The 19,855-nt window shown below is 63.1% G+C and carries 16 protein-coding genes; 5 read left to right on the forward strand and 11 right to left on the reverse strand.

Going from position 1 to position 19,855, the window contains the following annotated elements:
- Positions 1-7: 7 nt before the first annotated feature.
- The 4 genes from K3179_RS12390 to K3179_RS12405 form a co-directional block, all read right to left on the reverse strand.
- Positions 8-727: a class I SAM-dependent methyltransferase gene (locus K3179_RS12390; protein WP_221565842.1), complete on the reverse strand. Its 720-nt coding sequence runs from the start codon at positions 725-727 to the stop codon at positions 8-10.
- Complete coding sequence (gene prfB, locus K3179_RS12395; RefSeq protein ID WP_221565845.1) at positions 724-1,851, reverse strand: peptide chain release factor 2; 1,128 nt, start codon at positions 1,849-1,851, stop codon at positions 724-726. The genes K3179_RS12390 and prfB overlap by 4 nt, the downstream gene beginning before the upstream one ends.
- 89 nt (positions 1,852-1,940) lie before the next feature.
- On the reverse strand, positions 1,941-4,385 hold the full coding sequence (locus K3179_RS12400) for a penicillin-binding protein 1A (RefSeq protein ID WP_221566278.1): 2,445 nt from the start codon (positions 4,383-4,385) through the stop codon (positions 1,941-1,943).
- A gap of 136 nt (positions 4,386-4,521) precedes the next feature.
- The gene (locus K3179_RS12405; protein ID WP_221566280.1) at positions 4,522-5,385 is read right to left on the reverse strand and encodes an N-acetylmuramoyl-L-alanine amidase family protein; all 864 of its coding nucleotides are present in this window, start codon (positions 5,383-5,385) and stop codon (positions 4,522-4,524) included.
- Positions 5,386-5,821: 436 nt separating this feature from the next.
- On the opposite strand from K3179_RS12405, the gene K3179_RS12410 reads away from it, so the two are divergent.
- The gene (locus K3179_RS12410) at positions 5,822-8,542 is read left to right on the forward strand and encodes an Rne/Rng family ribonuclease (RefSeq protein WP_221565847.1); all 2,721 of its coding nucleotides are present in this window, start codon (positions 5,822-5,824) and stop codon (positions 8,540-8,542) included.
- Positions 8,543-8,590: 48 nt separating this feature from the next.
- Here K3179_RS12410 and K3179_RS12415 read toward each other — a convergent pair whose 3' ends face one another.
- The 3 genes from K3179_RS12415 to K3179_RS12425 form a co-directional block, all read right to left on the reverse strand.
- Positions 8,591-9,193 (reverse strand): class I SAM-dependent methyltransferase, encoded by a 603-nt coding sequence (locus K3179_RS12415; RefSeq protein WP_221565850.1) that lies wholly within the window; start codon positions 9,191-9,193, stop codon positions 8,591-8,593.
- A 98-nt stretch (positions 9,194-9,291) separates the two neighbouring features.
- The gene (locus K3179_RS12420; protein WP_221565853.1) at positions 9,292-10,047 is read right to left on the reverse strand and encodes a nucleotidyltransferase family protein; all 756 of its coding nucleotides are present in this window, start codon (positions 10,045-10,047) and stop codon (positions 9,292-9,294) included.
- Entirely contained in the window at positions 10,044-11,375 is a 1,332-nt protein-coding gene (locus K3179_RS12425) for a lipopolysaccharide biosynthesis protein (protein ID WP_221565856.1), read from the reverse strand. Before K3179_RS12425 ends, K3179_RS12420 begins: the two co-directional genes overlap by 4 nt.
- An 82-nt stretch (positions 11,376-11,457) precedes the next feature.
- Between K3179_RS12425 and K3179_RS12430 the strand changes: the two genes are divergently transcribed.
- Positions 11,458-12,630, forward strand: coding sequence for a hypothetical protein (locus tag K3179_RS12430; protein ID WP_221565859.1), 1,173 nt, complete (start codon positions 11,458-11,460; stop codon positions 12,628-12,630).
- Here the strand turns inward: K3179_RS12430 and K3179_RS12435 are convergent.
- Positions 12,608-13,261 (reverse strand): HAD family hydrolase, encoded by a 654-nt coding sequence (locus tag K3179_RS12435; protein WP_221565862.1) that lies wholly within the window; start codon positions 13,259-13,261, stop codon positions 12,608-12,610. The two genes, K3179_RS12430 and K3179_RS12435, sit on opposite strands and share 23 nt — an antisense overlap.
- A gap of 121 nt (positions 13,262-13,382) precedes the next feature.
- Between K3179_RS12435 and K3179_RS12440 the strand changes: the two genes are divergently transcribed.
- From K3179_RS12440 to zapE, 3 genes are read left to right on the forward strand one after another with little or no spacing between them, the layout of a single operon-like run.
- Positions 13,383-14,165 (forward strand): succinate dehydrogenase iron-sulfur subunit, encoded by a 783-nt coding sequence (locus K3179_RS12440; protein ID WP_221565865.1) that lies wholly within the window; start codon positions 13,383-13,385, stop codon positions 14,163-14,165.
- 1 nt (position 14,166) lies between these two features.
- The gene (locus tag K3179_RS12445) at positions 14,167-14,637 is read left to right on the forward strand and encodes a PaaI family thioesterase (protein WP_160594858.1); all 471 of its coding nucleotides are present in this window, start codon (positions 14,167-14,169) and stop codon (positions 14,635-14,637) included.
- Positions 14,634-15,749, forward strand: a complete 1,116-nt coding sequence (zapE, locus tag K3179_RS12450; RefSeq protein WP_221565868.1) for a cell division protein ZapE — start codon at positions 14,634-14,636, stop codon at positions 15,747-15,749. Before K3179_RS12445 ends, zapE begins: the two co-directional genes overlap by 4 nt.
- Here the strand turns inward: zapE and K3179_RS12455 are convergent.
- From K3179_RS12455 to K3179_RS12465, 3 genes are read right to left on the reverse strand one after another with little or no spacing between them, the layout of a single operon-like run.
- Complete coding sequence (locus K3179_RS12455; RefSeq protein WP_221565872.1) at positions 15,746-17,644, reverse strand: XrtA/PEP-CTERM system amidotransferase; 1,899 nt, start codon at positions 17,642-17,644, stop codon at positions 15,746-15,748. The genes zapE and K3179_RS12455 overlap by 4 nt on opposite strands.
- An 11-nt stretch (positions 17,645-17,655) precedes the next feature.
- Positions 17,656-18,651 carry an exosortase A gene (gene xrtA, locus K3179_RS12460; RefSeq protein WP_345722937.1) on the reverse strand — a complete coding sequence of 332 codons (996 nt, stop codon included), beginning with the start codon at positions 18,649-18,651 and terminating at the stop codon, positions 17,656-17,658.
- Positions 18,641-19,855 carry a TIGR03087 family PEP-CTERM/XrtA system glycosyltransferase gene (locus K3179_RS12465; RefSeq protein WP_221565877.1) on the reverse strand — a complete coding sequence of 405 codons (1,215 nt, stop codon included), beginning with the start codon at positions 19,853-19,855 and terminating at the stop codon, positions 18,641-18,643. Before K3179_RS12465 ends, xrtA begins: the two co-directional genes overlap by 11 nt.

Here is a 19,855-nt window from a genome sequence, read left to right on the forward strand (position 1 = left end):
GTCGTGCCTAGCCCTCGTTGCCGCTATCTGCGCGGCAGGGCGTTATCTCTTCCGGCTCTGGCCTGTTAGCCGCTGCCTTGAACTGTGCATAGTACCCCGAAAGCTCGGGCGCGTCCTTGAATGCGACGAGTTCATAGCCGACCCGACGGAATTCGCACGACAACAGCAGGGGATCGATCCCGTGTTGGTCGGTCGGGCGATCGACGTCCACGACGATCACCTGTCCCCCGTTCCGCAAGGCCGGCCACATGTTCCACAGGAACTCGTAGGGCTGCTGGATCTCGTGATACATATGGACCATGAAAATCCGGTCGAAACTATTGTCCGGTAAGCGCGGATCGTTCGGCTCGCCCAGCCTGATCGACACATTGTCGAGCCGCTGGCGCTCGACGCGGCGGCCCAGTCTCTGGATCGCTTCGGGATCGATGTCCTGCGCCAGCACCCGTCCGGACTCGCCCACGCGCGGCGCGAGGCGAACCGTGTAATAGCCATTGCCCGCACCGATGTCGGCGACGGTCATGCCAGGCTCGATTTCGGCAAGGTCCATGACCTTCTGCGCTTCGCCGCGGCTGTCGCGGGCGTCTTCGGTCGAGAACTGGTAGGAGATGACCTCGGACACCGGCCGGTCCGGCTCGGGGAATGCTTGCCCGCCGTCGGCGTCGCCCGTCACCGCATCGCATCCGGCAAGCGCGCCGAATGCAATCAGGATGAGCGGGGCGCGCCTCACTCGGCGTCCTCCACCTCGACCGTTTCGCCGGTGACCCGCTGTGCCAGAGCCGCCGAGATGAACGGATCGAGCGCGCCGTCGAGCACGTCGTCCGGCGTCGGCGAGGTTACGCCGGTGCGCAGGTCCTTGACCATCTGGTACGGCTGCAGGACGTAGGAACGGATCTGGTGTCCCCACCCGATATCGCTCTTTTCCTGGTATTCGCCGGATGCAGCCGCTTCGCGTTCCGCCATCTCGCGCTCGAAAAGGCGCGCCTTGAGCATGTTCATCGCGGTGGCGCGGTTCTTGTGCTGGCTGCGGTCGTTCTGGCTGGCGACCACGATACCGGTCGGCTGGTGGGTGATACGCACGGCGGAATCGGTCGTGTTGACGTGCTGGCCGCCTGCGCCCGATGCGCGGTAGGTGTCGATCTTGAGGTCGGCCGGATTAATCTCGATATCGATATTGTCGTCGATCACCGGATAGACCCAGACCGAACAGAAGCTGGTGTGTCGCCGTGCCGAACTATCATAGGGGCTGATGCGGACGAGGCGGTGGACGCCGCTCTCGGTCTTGGCATAGCCATAGGCGTTTTCGCCCTTGAGCAGCAACGTCGCCGACTTGATGCCGGCCTGGTCGCCCGCCTGATACTCCACCGTTTCGACCTTGAAGCCGCGGCGTTCCGCCCAGCGCGCGTACATGCGAAAGAGCATTTCCGCCCAGTCGTTGCTTTCCGTGCCGCCTGCACCGGCATGGATTTCCAGGTAGGTGTCGTTGGCATCCGCCTCGCCGGAAAGAAGCGCCTGGACCTTGTCCCTGTCGGCACGTTCGGCCAGCGCCGCAAGGCTGGCGAGCCCTTCACTGGCGATATCGTCATCGCCCTCGGCATCGCCCATTTCGACGAATTCGATAGCATCGGCCATTTCGCTCTCGATCTCGCGCACCGTGTTGATCGCGGTCTCGAGGCGCTTTTGCTCCTGCGTGATGGCCTGTGCCTGCTTGGGATCGTCCCACAGGGTCGGGTCCTGGACGCGTGCGTCGAGCTCGTCCAGCTGGCGCAGCGCGTGGTCCCAGTCGAGCGACTGGCGCACAAGCGCGAGAGCAGCTTCGATACGGTCGATATTGGCCTGCCCTTCGGCACGCATAAGTCGAATTCCTTGTATTCCGTTGGTTCGCCCACCTAGCGCGCAGGCCGTAATTGTAAAGCTGCGCGGGTCGGGTTGGAGGGGAGTGGCTAGTAGAGCCCTTCATTTTCCTCGACGAAGTCGCCGGCGGAATCCTCGCGGCCTTCGGCCTCGACGCGCCTGTTCGCCCGAACCCCTTCACGTGCCCGCTTGATAAGCTCGAGAATCTCGGCCCTCTGCGCGGCCATCTCGTCCGAGCGGGTAGAACGCGGCGGTTCAGTATCGGGCTTGAAAGCCTCCCAGATCACCGATGCCTTGGGATCGTTAGATGGCTCGCCGTCGAACACGCGCTTGCCGGTGCGGCGGTCGATCTTGACCATGCGGATGCCGGGAGGAGCCACGAAGTCGGGCGATGTCCAGCGATCCTTGGTCGCTTCCACGAAGCGCTTCATGATCGTCGCGGCGGTATTGCCGCCCTGCACCCAACCACCGAGGTTGCGGGGCTGGTCGAAGCCGACATACATGCCGGCAACGATATCGGGCGTGCCCCCGACGAACCACGCATTGGTCGGGCCGTTGGTGGTGCCGGTCTTGCCGAACAGCGGCAATTCGAGACTGCGCAGGCGCACGGCGGTACCGCGCGTGACGACGCCTTGCAGCATGTGAACCATCTGGAAGGCGGTGCGCGGGTCGAGGACCTGTTTGCCGGACGGTTCGAAGCGCGGCATCGGCTGCCCGTCCCATTCCGCCATGTTACAGCCGGTGCATTCGCGCTTGTCGGTCCGGTAGATCACCTTCCCGCGCCGATCCTGCACATAATCGATGACCGAGCCTTCGTTCTGCCGTCCCCAGTTCGCGAGCGCGGAATAGGCGTTGACCATTTTCGCCACGGTCGTCTCGCCCGCTCCGAGCGCGAAGGAGTAGTAGGGTTCGTAATCGCCGATGCCGACGCGCGAGATCGTCTTGACCACGTTTTGCATGCCGGTGTCGTCGGCGATGTGGACAGTCATCAGGTTGCGGCTCTGCTCCAGACCCCAGCGCAGCGTGTGCTCGCCACCCCCGCCGCCGCCGAAGTTGCGGAAGCATTTTTCGCCGAGGTTTGCGCCCTGCCAGACGCAGAAGGTCTGGTCCGGGACCTGGGTGGCAGGCGTCATCCCGTTGTCGAGCGCGGAAGCGTAGACGAACGGCTTGATGGTCGAGCCCGGCTGGCGGTCTGCCTGCGTGGCGCGGTTGAAACTGCCCAGGCGGCTGTCGAAGCCGCCCTGCATGGCCAGGACGCGCCCGGTCTGCGGCGCTTCCGCCAGGAAGGCGCCCGACACTTCGGGCACGACGCGCAGACGATAGCCGGAACCCGAAGGCTCCGCCGCAACGACGTCCCCGACCTTGAGCGTGTTCGGCGCGCCCGAAAGCGCATAGTCCTCGCCATCGGTAAGCCCGATCGTGGGCGAACTGCCCCCGCTGGTCACGACGCCGATGCGCCAGTTCTCGTAGTTGATGCTGAGGTTTGAAGAGGCGAGCTGCGAATGCAGGCTGCCGTTCTCGGGATTGAGAGTTGCAATCGGGCCCGTGAAGCCGCGATTGCCGTGATAGCTGAGCAACTGCGCACGCAGCGCATCGCGTGCCGCGTCCTGCAATTCGACATCGAGCGATGTGCGCACCCACAGGCCGCCGGCGTAGACGCTGTTGCCGCCTTCTTCGGCCGTTTCACCGAATTCCGCGATCAGCTGGCGGCGAACTTCCTCGAGGAAGTACCCTGCATCGGCCGAACGCTCGCTGCGCTGCTGGACCAGGCCGAGCGGCTGCGCCTTTGCGGTATTCGCTTCTGCGGCAGTGACGAAATCGTTGGCGACCATCTGGTCGAGCACGAAGTTGCGGCGGGTCACGGCGAGATCGCGGTACCGCTCGCGTCCGTAACGCTCCGGCGCCTTTGGAAGGATCGCAAGAAACGCCGTTTCGTGCAGGTCCAGTTCGTCGACATCCTTGTCGAAATAGGCGCGCGCAGCTGCCTGCACGCCGAAGCTCCTCCGGCCGAGGGGAATTTCGTTGAGGTACAGCTCCAGGATTTCTTGCTTGGTCAGGACCTGTTCGATCCGCTGCGCAAGGATCATCTCCTTGAGCTTGCGGGTAACCGAATATTCGTCGCCGAGGAGGAGGTTCTTGGCCACCTGCTGCGTAATGGTCGAACCGCCGACCGCGCGTTCGCCCGACCCGTATTTGGTGGCATAGTCGAACACGGCATTCAGCGTGCCGGTGAAATCGACGCCCCCATGGCTGAAAAACGTCTTGTCTTCTGCCGACAGGAAAGCCTCGATCATCGGCTGCGGGAAGTCGACATATTGCAGCTGGACACGGCGTTCGCGCGCGTAGGAGTGGACGATCTCGCCATCCACACCGCGGACCACTGATGGAAGCGGTGTCTCGTATTCGAGCAGGGATTCGGCATCGGGCAGATTGCGCGCCAGCGACGCCCACAGCAGGACCAGCAACATCAGCGCGATGCCGATCAGATAGGTCATGACACGCAGGCGCTGGTTATCGTGCCAGTTCTCGCGCATCCAGTTGATAAAGCGTACGGGATCGCCGGTCAGGCGCTCGCGATAATACTGCAGGTGGCTGGCGTAACTCATGATCAGCGCTGGCCTTTAGCACGCGTTTCGACGCGCGCGCTATACTAACTGTGGCGATTTGCGATCAACGTTCCTGCTGGCGTGCGAAATAGAGTCCCACGGCCTGCGCCATGACTTCGGCAAAGTCCTCGCGTCCCTCCGAAGAAGCAAGGCGCCGCGCCTCGGTTTCGTTGGTGATAAATCCGCTTTCGAACAAAACGGACGGGATATCGGGTGCACGCAGGACGAGAAGGTCGGCGGAATGGCGCGGTTTGGGGTGGAACTTGATCTTGTCCTCGCCGACCCGCTGGATCAGGCCCGCGAATTCCTCCGCTTCCGCGCGGGTCCGCCGCCGCGACAATTCCACGAGGATCTCGTTCACTTCCGCGCTCGCCCCGCCGAGCGAAACGCCGTTCAATGTGTCTGCCGCGTTCTCCCTTGCGGCGAACCTGGCGGCGGCTGCGCTCGATGCGCGGTCTGACAGGGTATAGATGCTTGCGCCCTCAACCTCTCCGGCATCGCCCGCACTATCGGCGTGGATGGAAATGAACAGGTCGGCATTCAGGCGGCGCGCGAGTTCGTACCTTTCCGCATGGAGGAGGTAGCGATCGTCGTCGCGGGTCAGCGCGACCCTTGCGATACCGCGCGCGTCGATCTCGTCGCGGAGCGCCCTTGCCAGCCCGAGGACCAGGGTCTTCTCGCGATATCCGGAAGCGGTCGCGCCGGGATCGAAGCCGCCATGGCCCGGGTCGATAACGACGAGCGGCAGGCTCTCGCGTCCGCGGACTTCGGGCAATGCAGGCTGCTCGGCCTTGCCCGGCAGGGCGGCCCTCAGAACCAGCCCCGGCTCTGCCGCATGCAGTCCGCCACCGACAGCCACGCCGATCGCTGCGGCGAGCGCGGTAACCGTCACGAGAAGGGGCGCGGCGAGGTGCATGATGGATTTCATGGTCACCAAAACCTTAAGGCTTCGTGCACCTTATGCGCAATATAGTTGCCGATCGAAACCCACGGTGCTAGCGCTCCTCATATCGGTTCGGTGCCTCCGATCGGCGCGTAAGTCGCGACGAAGAGGGACGCCGATCTCGCTTTCGCCCCGCCATCCTGGCGCGGCCCTTATTTGTACAGGTTGATGCACAGAACGCACTCATCCCTTTCCGCAGTCCCTGCGCCGATCTTCGGCAAGACGGCTGCCGCGACGGATGCAGAGGCGCAGATTTTGCGCAGTGCGTCGGATGCAGACACGAATATCCGGACAGACGATCGCAGTGTTCTGATCCGGACCGCTAATGCCGCGATCCCCCGAACGGGACGCGGATTTCACACACAATCGCGCAGCAGGAAGGACGGGCTCGCCCCGCCCCGCCGCGCATGGAGAATAATTAATGGCAACGCGCATGCTCATCGACGCGCGCCACCCGGAAGAAACCCGGGTGGCAGTCCTCAAGGGAAACCGGATTGAGGAATTCGATTTCGAATCTGCCGACAAGAAGCAGATCAAGGGAAATATCTATCTAGCCAAGGTCACGCGGGTCGAACCCTCGTTGCAGGCGGCATTCGTCGATTTCGGCGGAAATCGTCACGGCTTCCTCGCCTTCAGCGAAATCCATCCCGACTACTACCAGATCCCCAAGGAAGACCGCGCGGCCCTGCTGGCCGCCGAAGCTGAAGCTGCCGAAGAAGAGCAGCGCCTTCGCGCCGAAGAAGAAGAGCGCGGCGAACTTCCGGGCGAAGAGTACGACGCCGAGGACGAAAGCTCCGAAGCGCTCGCGGAAGATCTCGCCGAAGACGGTCTCGAAGAAGTCGACACGTCCGACAAGGACAAGGTCGCCACCATCGAGGAAGGCCATCTCGACGGCGAAGACGACGACGATGCCGACGATGAAGACGACGAAGACGGCGACGATTCGAAATCGAAGTCCCGCTCGCGCCGCGGTCGTGGTCGCCGCCAGGGCAAGGGTCGCAGCCGTGCCAAGGAAGTGGACGAAGCCCGCGCCAAGCGCATGGCGCTGCGTCGCAAGTACAAGATCCAGGACGTCATCCAGCGCCGCCAGGTGCTGCTCGTCCAGGTCGTCAAGGAAGAGCGCGGCAACAAGGGCGCTGCCCTCACCACCTATCTCAGCCTCGCCGGTCGCTACACGGTTCTCATGCCGAACAGCAGCCACGGCGGCGGCATTTCGCGCAAGATCAACTCCGCCAGCGACCGCAAGCGGCTGAAGCAGATCGTCGGTGATCTCAGCCTGCCCAAGACGATGGGCCTGATCGTACGCACTGCCGGCCTTTCGCGCACCAAGACCGAGATCAAGCGCGACTTCGATTACCTTGCGCGCCTGTGGGACGAAATCCGCGAAAAGACACTGTCCTCTGCCGCGCCCGCGCTGATCCATTCGGACAGCGACCTCATCAAGCGTGCCATTCGCGACATCTACAACCGCGAGATCGAAGAAGTCGTCGTCGAAGGCGAAGAAGGATACAAATCCGCCAAGGCTTTCATGAAAATGCTCATGCCCAGCCACGCCCGGCGGGTTAAGCAATATGTCGATCCGGTCCCGCTGTTCCAGCGCTACGGCGCGGAAGACCAGCTGAAGGCGATGTACGATCCGGTCGTGCAACTGAAGAGCGGCGGCTATCTCGTCATTAACCCGACCGAAGCCCTGGTTTCGATCGATATCAACTCCGGCCGCTCCACCAAGGAGCACAATATCGAGCAGACGGCGCTCCACACCAATCTGGAAGCGGCGAAGGAAATCGCTCGCCAGCTGCGCCTGCGCGACATGGCCGGTCTCGTGGTCATCGACTTCATCGACCAGGAGCATCATTCGAATACCCGCAAGGTCGAGCGTGCGATGAAGGACGCTCTGAAGAGCGACCGCGCGCGTATCCAGGTGGGCCGCATCTCCAGCTTCGGCCTCATGGAAATGAGCCGTCAGCGCCTGCGCACCGGCGTCCTCGAAGCGACCACGCGCGAATGCCCGCATTGCGATGGAACGGGCCTTGTCCGCACCGCCAGCTCTGCCGGTCTTTCGGCCCTGCGCCTCATCGAGGAAGAAGCAGCCAAGGGTAAGGGATCGCGCATCCGCCTTGCCGCCAGCACCGAGGCCGCCGTCTACCTGCTGAACGAAAAACGCAACGACCTGATCGAGATCGAACAGCGTTACGGCGTCATCGCCGAGGTCGTGCCGGAAGGCGAAGACGAAGGCGCGAAGATGACGGTGTCGAGCCACGGCCCCAAGCCGAAGGACGCGCCGAAGTTCGACACCATCGTCGATGACGAAGATGATGAGGACGATGATTTCGTCGACAACTCCGAAGAGGACGAAGACGATGACCGTCCGCGCAAGAAGCGCCGCCGTCGCCGCGGTGGACGTGGACGCAACCGGAACCGCGAACAGGATTCGGACGACAACAACGAAGACGATTCCGACGAGGACAGTGACAACGGCGCCGACGCCGAGGACAGCGATGATGACGGCAAGCCGAAGAAGCGCCGCCGTCGCGGCGGACGCCGGCGCGGTGGTCGCGGTCGTGGCGGCAAGTCCGACGAGGTAACGGCTGAGGACGCCGAAAAGCTCGAGCAGGTATCCGAGCAGGTTGCCGAGGACATGGCTGTCGTAGCCGGACCGCAAGACGCTCCGGAAACCGCCGAGCAGGCCGCCGAAGAGGAAAAACCCAAGAAGAAGCGGGCACCGCGTAAGAAGAAGGCAGCAGAAGACACCGAGGCCGTTGCCGAGGAAGCTCCTGCCGAGAAGCCCAAGCGTACGCGCAGGAAAAAGGCCGACGACAAGGCTGCGGAGGAAACCTCCAGCGACAATGCTGCCGAGGAAAAGCCGAAGCCCAAGCGCACTCGGAAGAAGAAGGCGGACGAGGCTCCGGCAGAACCTGCGGAAGCCACCCCCGAGGCTGAAGAGAAGCCCAAGCCCAAGCGCACGCGCAAAAAGAAGGCGACCGAAGACGTAGCCGAGCAGGTCAAGGAAGACATGCCCGTCGTCGCCGGTCCCGAAGGCACGCCCGAAACTGCCGAAGCGGCAGCCAAGCAGGAAGGCCAGTCATCCGACGAAGGCGGCAAGCCCAAGCGCGGCTGGTGGCAGCGCACTTTCGGCGAATAATGTGAAGCTAACCGCCCGCCTGACACCGGTCAGGTGGGCGGTTTCCTTTCAGACTCCCGCCCGGCGGGCCACACCCCATTCCATCCAGCCCATCACCTTGGGCGCACGGTCGAGATAGGCCTGGCCCAGCGGCTCCACTTCGAAGCCTGCGCCGCGCAGAGCGGAACCGATCGGTCGTGTCAGATGGCATCCGCCCGCCAGCGGCTTCCAGACCGGTTCGATCCGGTCCTGCCACTTGGCCACGGACGCATCGGGCGCGCGCCCATGTTCGAGAAACAGCAAGCGCCCACCAGGCTTCAGGATCCTGCGCAATTCGCCCAACACCCTGGCAGGATCGTCAACACTGCACAGCGTATAGGTGCACACGGCCGTATCGAACGTGCTGTCGGCGAAAGGGATGTCTTCGCCCACGCCTTCGCGAATATCGGCGGTCCAGCCACGCTCGCGCGCCTTGTCCCGGGCATTGTCCAGCAGCTTCTCGTTGGGATCGATACCGGCGAAGCTCGTGACCCGCTCGGGGTCGTACAAAGGCTGGTTGAGCCCGCCGCCGCAGCCGAGTTCGAAGACGTGTCCTTCGGCAAGCGGGACGACCTGCCTGCGCCTGTCCTCGATGCCCTTCTGCCCGCAGGCGAGGGTGATCATCCTCGGCATGACGTGCCGGTCGTAAAGACTGCGCAAGCCCAAACGCTCTCTCCCACCTTTTGAGGCACTATGCCCGAAAAATCCGCGGTGGAAACCGCTTTTGGCGGCTATGCGCGCCGCTCGCGAAGCAATGCGCGGATTTCGTTGAGGTCTTCCGGGTTATCGACATCGACCGCCGCGAGGCCGTCGGGCGCCTTCACAAGGCTAGCCCTCACTCCCATCCGGAGACCTAGCATTTCGATGGCCTGCGCCATCGAGAGCCTGCCGAACGCGTATCTGGCGAGCGTGGACAGCCCCAGGCGGCGCACGATGCGCCAGGGTCGCTTGCGGTCGGCCTCCACCGCTTTCCAGCTTTCGATGGCGCGCCCTGCCCCTTCGTGCTGGAGGTAGAACAAATTGCACCCGGACCATGCCCCGTCGGCAAGACGAAGATAGGTCCGCTTCGAGCCGGGCATGGCCGCTTCGATATCGCGACGCTCTGCCAGCATGATCGACAGGTCTGCCGATGGGGGAGTGTTTGCGACCATATGCCTGACCCATTGCGGCTTCAGCAGGCCATGGTCCGCGGTAGTCACCAAGAGCGGAGCACCCAGCTCAGCAAATGCGATCGCCGTGCTTTCGCTCGGCCCCTGCCCGGTAGGGAGAACCTTTAATTCGAGCGAGCGAGCCAGGGCTACGACGTCCGGGTGATCGCAGGATACCGCGATACGGTCCGCACCTGCTTCCCGCAACGCGTCCGATACGCGCTCGAGCAGCGCTGTACCCTCGAGTTCGATCAGGGCCTTGTGCGGCTTGCCTTCAGTCCCGGCGAGCGGGTCCCCGCCCGGCCGCGTCCCGGCCAATATGAGCGCCGAGAACTTCACGCCGCGGCTGCCTTCCTGCGGAGCTGGCGAAGGATAACCCACACGGTCGCGCTCATGGCGAGGTAGAAAATGCTCATGGCGAGCGCCACCGCCCAACCGACGCCGACCGGGCCCGACGACACGAACGCGAGGATTACGCCGACCAGCACCGCAAGGGCTAGCAAGCGCACGCGCAGGGCGTATTTTGCATGGCCGGTGGAATAGAGCATCGGCTCATAGGATACGCTGGCCAGCTCGAACGCGGCGCCCACCGCAAGCGGGATCAGCACTACCGCCCCCCGCGCATAGTCGGAGCCGCCGATCAGCACGAGAAGAGGTTCTCCGAGGAATATGGCAAGGACCAGCACGGTCACGCCGGCGAGGGCCGCAATCCGGGTTACCTTTCGCACCAGGCCCTCGAAACGATGTGCCTCGTCCGCCATGGAGGAAATGGCGAATTCGGGCAGGACCGCGCGCGCGATCAGGACGGCGAACTGCTTCACCCCCTGCGCCAGCTGGTCTGCAAGCCGGTAGAGGCCAGCTGCCGACGTCCCGAGAAAATAACCGACCGCTAGGAGAGGCCCCTGGCGCACGGTCGCATCGAGCGTCGTCGCCATATAGGTCACACCGAAGAAGCTCCTGACTCCCTCGTTTTCGCGCAGCATCTGGTTCCAGTGCCCGAAGTGCCTGCGGTGGAAGGCTTGCGGGGCAAGGCGGCGTGCCGCGATCCAGTACAGCGCGGCGGACAGCAGGTCGAAAAATGCCCAGGCGAAGAGGAATTTACCCACGCTCGCGCCCGTCCAGAGGATTATCCCGCTGGCGATGAGGCGTCCGGTGGGAACGACCGCTTCGATATACATGCCCACGTCGAAACGTCCGAGAACCCGGACGATGCCGCTCGGCGTGGTCAGGCGCGACCACATCAGGGCGCAGGCGAACAGGAAACCCATCGTCACATATTCCGGGTTCAGCTCGAGGATTTCCGCGAACCCGAAATACAGCAAGGCCGCGATCAGGCAGCCCGTGATCGCGCCGAGCACATCGGCAGAGGTGCAGAACCAGATCAGGCGACCGAATCTTGGATGGTCGTCCTCGAGGACCGGTTGCGCACCGAACCGCACCAGCGTCTGCCAGGTCTGGAAGCCCGCGATCGCCACCAGCGCCTGTGCGGTGCCGAAAATGAGCGAAAAGTGCCCGAAATCCTTGAGGCCGAGCGAGCGCGCGAGGATCGCGAGGTAGAAGAAACTGCAAACCGCGCCGAACCCCTTGCCACCGAGGATCCAGGCAAGATTGCGCAGGATATTCGACAGCCCGTCACGTCTTTTTGCGGGTTCTGAAGCCGGCTGCATGGCGCGGACCTTTGAACGAATTGTCCTTGCGGTGCAATTGCATGGTTTGCGACTACCCACCGCCCGCACTATGGCGCCCCACATGCGGGCGATATTCCTCTTCAATCACGACGCGGGCCACCAGGTTGCTCACCTTGCCGGTATCGCGGCGGCGACTGCCAGACTGCATCCCGAAATCGAGACGGTGGTTGCCTATGCCACGCCCGAGATACGTGGGCGCCTCGAAGAACTTGTCGAGCCTGCTTCGGCCCGGCTGATCCGCTGGGAAGAATTGAAACTGTCCGGCTGGCGCAGGGCCTTGGCCTCGATCTTCGACCGCGTGCTCCCTGCAAGCCGGTTGATGCGACTGCGCGCCAACATTTCGCTTTTCGCGAGCGCGAACATGATCATCTCAACGGAGCGGACCTGCCTGCGGCTGAAAAAGTATCTCCCGCAAGAGAGTATGCCCTACTTCGCGAAGGTGCCGCACGGCGCCGGGGATCGCAGCGTGGCCTATCATCCCGATTACACGCGCTTCGATCGCAGCTTTGTCGCCGGGCCGAAGGTCGTCGACCAGCTTGTCGCCCACGGAGTCTCGCGCGAACGCCTCGTCATCGTCGGCTATCCCAAGTTCGAAGGCATCGACCTCGATGCCAAGCCGCACTTTTTCGACAACGACAAGCCGACCTTCGTCTACAACCCCCACTTCGATCCGAACCTGTCCAGCTGGTACGACGAGGGACCGGAGCTGTTGAAATGGTTCGCAAGCGACGCGGGGAAGGACTTCAACCTCATCTTCGCGCCGCACGTGATGCTCTTCAAGAAAGAGCTTCACGTCTCGCCCGAGTACAAGATCGCGCGCAAGCGTCCGGACGTGCCGGCCGAGGCACTCGAAGCCGAAAACGTCCTTATAGACCTCGATTCACCGCGCCTGTTCGACATGAGCTACACGCTCGCAGCCGACGGATACATCGGGGACGTCTCGAGCCAGATCTACGAATTCCTCGCCCGTCCGCGGGCCGCGTTCTTCTTCGACAGCCGCCGCGAGAAGCTGGAGGAAGACGACGAATGGCACCTGTTCTGGGACGCCGGTCCCGTCGTCCAGACGACCGCCGAACTTACGGCCCTCCTGCCCGATTACGAGCGCATCGCCTCCGAATATCGCGACAAGCAGGTCGAGCTGTTCTCCTACACCATCGACCTCGGCGATCGGCCGGCAAGCGAGCGCGCGGCTGACGCGATTGCCGCAGCCGTCAAGGGACAAGCGGGTCGATAACTTTCCAGCCACGCGCCCTCGCCTTCGCGGCTTCGGCAGGCGAACCGGTGACGAATAGGGGCTCGTCCGCCCAGTCGAGCAAGGGTGCATCGGCGAAGCTGTCGCTGAGAAACCGTACGTGCGCCGCATTCCGGTCGATGGCCTGTTCGGCAAACCATGCAAGGACGCGGCCTTTCTTCACTTCGCCATAACAGTTCCCGCCAGGAATTTGCGAGCCGTCCCAGCGCGTTGCGATCAAATGTTCGAACCCTAGACGGGTGGCGAAAGCTTGGGCGTAGAAACCGAAAGCAGCCGTCGCCACCATCATTTGCGCGCCGGAATTGCGGTCTTCTTCGACCAGTTTCATGACCGCGGGCATCAGGCCCGGATGCCTGATGCGCGCCCCGGCATAGTCTTCGCCGATCTCCTCCAACCGGTCGAGCCCGGTATTGCCGAGCATCAGCTTCATCCCGAAACGCTTGAGCGCGGTCCGTGAATAGAAACCCATGCGATAGCCAATCATGGCAGCAATCCACACGGGCATGAAGCCAAGTCGCCAAGGCGCAATCCGCCGCGCCGCAAAGGCGAGAAACGGGGTAAAGGTCGGACGGCGGGTCAAAGTCCGGTCGAGGTCGTAAATCGCGATGTGCACTTCGATGCGCTGCCATGTGCGTGTTTTGCACGCAAGTCCGCTGAAAATTGGCCGTTCCGGGCCTTGCGCCACTCGTACGAACCGCTAGATGGGTTGCGTAAAGCAACAGGATCGCTTGAAAATGGCTACGTTTACCCTCCCCAAGAACTCCAAGATCAGCGGCAAGGGCCGTGCACACTCGGCAGACGGCGGAACGCGGGTAAAGAAATTCAAGATCTATCGCTATGATCCCGACAGCGGCGAAAACCCGCGCTACGACACTTTCGAGATCGATCTCGACGAGTGTGGCCCGATGGTCCTCGACGCGCTGTTCAAGATCAAGAACGAGATCGATCCCACGCTGACTTTCCGTCGCTCCTGCCGCGAAGGCATTTGCGGTTCCTGTTCGATGAACCTCAACGGCAAGAACGGCCTCGCCTGCACCACGGCGATCGACGACCTCAAGGGCGAAATCCGCATCACCCCGCTTCCGCACATGGAAGTGGTGAAGGACCTGGTGCCCGATTTCACGCACTTCTACGCACAATATGCCTCGATCCGTCCCTGGCTGCAGACCGTCAGCCCGACGCCGAGCGGCAAGGAACGCCTCCAGACCCCGGAACAGCGCGAACAGCTCGATGGCCTTTACGAGTGCATCCTGTGCGCCTGCTGCTCGACCGCATGCCCCAGCTATTGGTGGAACTCCGACAAGTTCCTCGGTCCGGCAATCCTGCTTCAGGCCTATCGCTGGCTCGCCGACAGCCGCGATGAAATGACCGGCGAACGCCTGGACCAGCTGGAAGATCCCTTCCGCCTCTATCGCTGCCACACGATCATGAACTGCGCGAACGTCTGCCCCAAGGGCCTCAGCCCGGCAAAGGCAATCGCGGAAACCAAGAAGATGATGGCCGAACGCGCTATCTGACGTGGTTCTGCCCGACACCGTTTTCGAACATGGCCCCGATCCGGAGAACCCGGGCTGGCGGCACTGGAACCTGAAAGACCAGACCCTTTTCAACGGCGCCGTGATGGGCAAGCTCATCACGCGCGTCGACGAGGACGGGCGGTCGCGCCTGCGGATGTTCCCGGAGCGCCGGCACGAGAACCTGCAGGGTATCATTCACGGGGCGGTTTCGCTGTCCCTGATCGACATCTCTCTTTTCACGACCATGCACACGATCGGGACGGGTAATGCAGGCCCTTCGGTAACGCTGGAGCTATCCACCCAGTTCGTTGGCGGTGGCGATCCGAAACGACCGCTGGACGCGGTGTGCGAGATCGTGCGCGAGACCGGCAGTCTCGTGTTCGTGCGGGGTTCGGTCGTGCAGGAAGAAGATGTCATTTGCGCCTTTTCCGGCATCGTGAAGAAGATGCGCCCGCGCCCCCTCCCCCAATGACCGGAATGCTTGCCCGCTACGAACGCCTGGTGGCGGCAGGCGAGTTGCAGCCCGATCCGGACCAGAGGCGCGCTGCAGAACGGCTCGACAGGCTCCAGAAGGACCTCGAGGCCGAAGAGCCAGGCGGTCTCCTCTCGCGACTGTTCCAGGCAAAGAAGACCCGGCCGCAAGGCGTCTACATGTGGGGCGGCGTCGGGCGCGGCAAGTCGATGCTGATGGACCTGTTCGTGGAGAGCCTTTCGATCGCGGAAAAGCGGCGCGTCCATTTCCATGAGTTCATGCTGGAGGTTGACCGCATGATCCGCGACGAGCGGGCCAAGGAAGCGGGAAATCCCATCGCACCTGTGGCTGCCCGGATCGCAAAGGACGTCCGTTGCCTCGCGTTCGACGAGATGGTGGTCAACAACACCGCAGACGCAGCGATCATGGCGCGCCTCTTCACCGCGTTGATTTGCGACGAGGGCGTGACCATCGTCACGACCTCTAACCGTCCGCCGAGCGATCTCTACAAGGACGGCCTGAACCGCTCCCTGTTCCTGCCCTTCATCGACCTCGTGCAGGCCGAACTCGATGTCGTCCCTCTCAACGGGCCGACCGACTATCGCCTCGACCGCCTCGGCGATCTGGCGACGTGGCACACGCCGCTGGGGGAAGACGCCACCGCGCAGGTCCGGGAGGCCTTCTTCCGGCTTACCGATTACGCGCCCGAAGATGCAGAGCACGTGCCTAGCGGCGAACTGGACCTTGGCGGAGGGAGAACCCTGCATGTGCCCAAAAGCTTCAAGGGCGTAGGCGTGTTCAGCTTCAAGCGCCTTTGCGGCGAGAATCGCGGCGCTGCCGATTATCTCGCCATCGCGCATGCCTATCACTCGGTGATCGTCGTCGGCATCCCGCGCCTGTCGCCGGAGAACCGCAACGAGGCGATCCGCTTCACCAAGCTGATCGACGCGCTATACGAAAACAGCGTGAAGCTGTTCGCAACCGCCGCCGCGGAGCCGGAAGACCTCTACACATCGGGCGATGGATCGTTCGAGTTCGAGCGGACCGTCAGCCGGCTGAAGGAAATGCAGAGCGCCGATTACATGGCGCGGGGCCACGGGTTGGCGGGTTAGGCGCTCGGCCGCAGGTGGCGCAGCGAACGCTCCAGCATCAGCAACTGCCACAGGGTGCGACAGTTATCGGACCGCCCTTCGATATGGTTTTCCGCGAGGCGGACAAGCGCACTGCGCTGGAACCAACCGCTGTCGACCAGCAGGCTGCTCGACGCGATCCGCCGCGCCTCATCGGCCAGCGGACCGCGGAACCACTGCGCCAGCGGCGTCACGAACCCCTGCTTTTTCCGATAGAGTATGTCGTGCGGAAGATAGCGCTCCATCGTGTGCTTCATCAGCCATTTGCCGTCATTGCCACGGATGCGCTCACGCTGCGGTAGGCTAGCACCGAACTCGACGAGGCGATGATCCAGCAACGGCTCGCGTGCTTCGAGGCCGACTGCCATGCTGGTGCGATCGGTCTTGGTGAGGATATCTCCGGGCAGCCAGAATTTCAGGTCCGCATATTGCGCCCGGTCGAGGCCGGAACGCGCCGGTGCATCGCGCATCAACTGTTCGAAGGGCTGTTCGGCGCGGTACTCGCCGCGCGCCTTGAGCAGCGCGTCTCCGTAAAGGCCATCGCGCAGTTCCGGCGAAAGGATCGCAAGGGCGCGCGCATATCCGCTTTCCCCGCTTTCGGCCAAGGACAGCAAGGTCGTTTTCGCACGCAAGGGACGCGGTGCCCAGTCAGCCTTGGGCCACGCCTTGCCGAGCGCGCCGAATACAGCGCCTCTAAGCCTTGCCGGCAAGACCGAGCGGGCCTGTTCTTCCCTCAGCTGGAAGAGGTGGCGACGGTAGCCTGCAAACGCCTCGTCCGCCCCGTCGCCGCAAAGGGCGACCGTCACGTGCTCCCTCGCCAATTCGCAGACCCGCAAGGTCGGGAGGGCACTTGCATCGGCAAAAGGCTCATCGAAAATCGAGGCGATGCGGTCGATCTCGCCGAACTGGTCGGCAGAGACTATGCGCTCGTGATGGTCCGTCGCGAACAATTCCGCCACCTTGCGCGCGTGTGCCGTTTCATCGACGCGTTCGACATCGAAGCCGATCGAGCAGCTCGTCACCGCGCGATTGCTCGCCTCGCTCATCAGGGCGACGACCGAAGAGCTGTCCACCCCGCCCGATAGGAAGGCGCCCAACGGCACGTCTGCCACCATGCGGCTGGTCACACCTTCGCGCATCAGGTGCAGCAGTTCGGCGGAGCGGTCGGCGGTCTTACCCTTCGCCCTCGCCTCGAAGCTCACATCCCACCATCTTCTGGGCTCAGGCAGGGGCCGTCCGTGGTCGAGGAGCATGAAATGCCCGGCCGGAAGCTTGGTGACATTCTTCAGGATCGCGCGGTGATCGGGTACAAAGCCCCAGGTCATGTAATCCTCGATCGCCAGCGGATCGATCTCACGCCGCATCATCGGATGGGCCAGCAAGCCCTTCAATTCGCTCGCAAAGCCCAATGCGCCTCCGGGAAGATGCGCCAGATACAGCGGTTTGACGCCCAGGCGGTCGCGCGCGATGAACAGCTGCCGCCTGTCATGGTCGTACAGTGCGAAGACGAACATGCCATCGAGGCGCGAAAGGCAATCCGGACCCCATTTCTGCCAGGCGGCAAGGATCGTTTCGGTGTCGCCTTCGGTGAGAAATTTGGCCCCGTCCTGCGCAAGCTGGCGGCGAAGCGTGCGGTAGTTATAGATCTCGCCATTGAAGACGATCGTCGCGCGGCCATCTGCCGAATGCATCGGCTGCGGCGAGCCTTCGAGATCGATGATCGACAGCCTGCGATGACCGAGCCCTACGCCGGGCGCAGTCCATACGCCCGCCCCGTCCGGCCCCCGATGTGCAAGGGCCAGCGTCATCGCTTCGACCCGTTTGGGATCGACCGGCTTCACCGTCTCGTAATGGAAGATACCCGCGATCCCGCACATGGCGGAGTGCCCTAGACCAGACGCACCAGAACGGCAAAAGCGATTAGCACTGCTGCGATAGCTAGGCCGACACGCACGGTAGAGGGCGCGCCGTCGAACCTCTCGAGGGTGGGGAATCCGCCAGCCTGCTCGGCGGTGAATCCTGCATCTTCAGGGTCGCGCTGGAACCAGCGCCATGCCACGCCCAGCACCAGCGCGATCACGATACCGAAGAAGAACCAGCCATAGACAATGTGGTCGAAGCTACCCGCCGCCTCCGCGCCCACATATTGCGCGATGAAGATAGTGGCCCAGGCCCTGATTCCATTGGCCATGATAGGCACGACCACACAGGCTAGAAGCAACCAGAACCGCCGCTTCCAGCTGGTGAAACAGGCGTGTGCCACAAGGATGCCGAGCGTCACCATCGCGATCAGGAACTTTACCCCGGAACAGGCCTCGGCAACGATGAACAGTCCGGCAGGCGTGTCTATGTAGATCCCATCCGAAACCGTTTCGATCCCGCTCGCGACCGTCAGCCAGGTGGTGATGTGCGCGGTAATAGCCTGCAGCTGCGGAATGATCTCGTCGCCGAAGGGCACCAGGAACGAGGAATAGAACAGCGGAAAGGCAAGAACGAGGCTCGCCCGCGTGCCGATCATGGCCATCGCTGCGCCTTGGAATGCGGCCAGCGTCCCTGCCTGCGCGATCAGATTGATGTCGAGTGCACGGCCCGCCAGCCAGACGGCAAGGCCGAGGGCCAGCCATACGAACCCGATCCAGCCTCCCGAGGGGCGAATTTTGCGCAATTCCTCACTTCGCAACCACACCAGCCAGGCGATAATCGCCGGTATGAGGAGGATGTGGCTGTAGGTGTCGATATTCCACCACTGGTGCGCCATGCGCGTCCATTCGCGAAATGTGAGAGCGAAGAGGGCCGCCCATGCGACAAGGACGCGCAGGACCGCGCCCGACCAGCCCCGCCCTTCCTGTGTCGGGCTCTCGGCAGAAGCGACGTCAAGCTGCACGGCTATTCTTACCATCGGTCTGCACGAGAGTGGCCACCTGCTTGTAGATCGCCTCCCAACTCATTTCGCTCGCGACGAATTGCCGCGCCTCTGCCCCGATCGCCCTGCCATCGAGCCGACCTTCGAGCAGGTCCCGTAATTTCGAAACCATGGCAGCGTCATCTCGCGCGATCAGAAAATGCTCGCCATCCGTCGCCGGTATGCCGGTGGCAGCCTCCTCCGAAAGGACCACCGGCCGCGCCATCGCCATCGCTTCAAGCACCTTGTTCTGCACGCCGCGCGCAATGGATAGAGGCGCGACGACTGCATCGGCTGCGGCCAAAAAGGGTCGCATGTCCGGCACCCCGCCCCAGACCGTCACATTGTCGAGCTCTCCAAGCTTGCGAACATCATCGGTCGGCGCGCGACCGACGATGTGAAACTGTGCCGCATGTGAAGCGACGAGCGTAGGTAAGACGCCGTGCGCAAACCGCTCCACCGCCACGACATTGGGGGCGTAATCCATCTGGCCCGTGAAGAGAAAATTTGGCCCGGGCTGGGCGAATGGCGCTGGCGAAAGATCGATCGCCGGATCGAAGAATTGCGTGTCGACGCCGTTCCCGAAGACACGGATATCCGCCTCTGCCTGGGGGGAGATGCGTGAACGCAGGAGAGCCGCTTCGCTCTCGCTGATCAGGGTCGTCACATCGGCGCGTCGGGCAAGCCGCTCTTCCTCAGCGGCCAACAAGCGCCCCTCCCGCGCGTTGATCCAGGCCATGTCTCCCGCCTCGGCATAGGCCTCGAACTTAACGCTATCGACATCGCACAGATCGACGACCACGCGTCCGTCGAAACCCTCCGGCAAGTATTGGCCCATCTGGCCCGAAAAGATAACGATGGTGTCGATCGCGTTTGCGGCAAGCGTCTGCTTTACCCAAGACTGCAAGCCGCGATCATAGAAAGCCGCGAGGCTGACCGGCTTGCCCGATAAGACTGCTTGAATGCCCGCAAGTACCAGGGGCTTGGTCCTGTCTGCCACATGGCTCGACGCCGCGATAACGGACAGCTCGGCGCAATGATCGCGGTCTTCCTGAGTTTCGGCAAAGGTGCCGACGTGCACGGGGCCAAGGCGCGCCAAGGCCTTGAGAAGGTGATGCGAGCGGATCTTGTCACCGCGGTTGGGCGGAAACGGCATCCGGTGCGCAAGGAAGAGAATGTCGCCCAT

It is taken from the genome of Qipengyuania intermedia (assembly GCF_019711615.1).
Classification (GTDB): domain Bacteria; phylum Pseudomonadota; class Alphaproteobacteria; order Sphingomonadales; family Sphingomonadaceae; genus Qipengyuania; species Qipengyuania intermedia.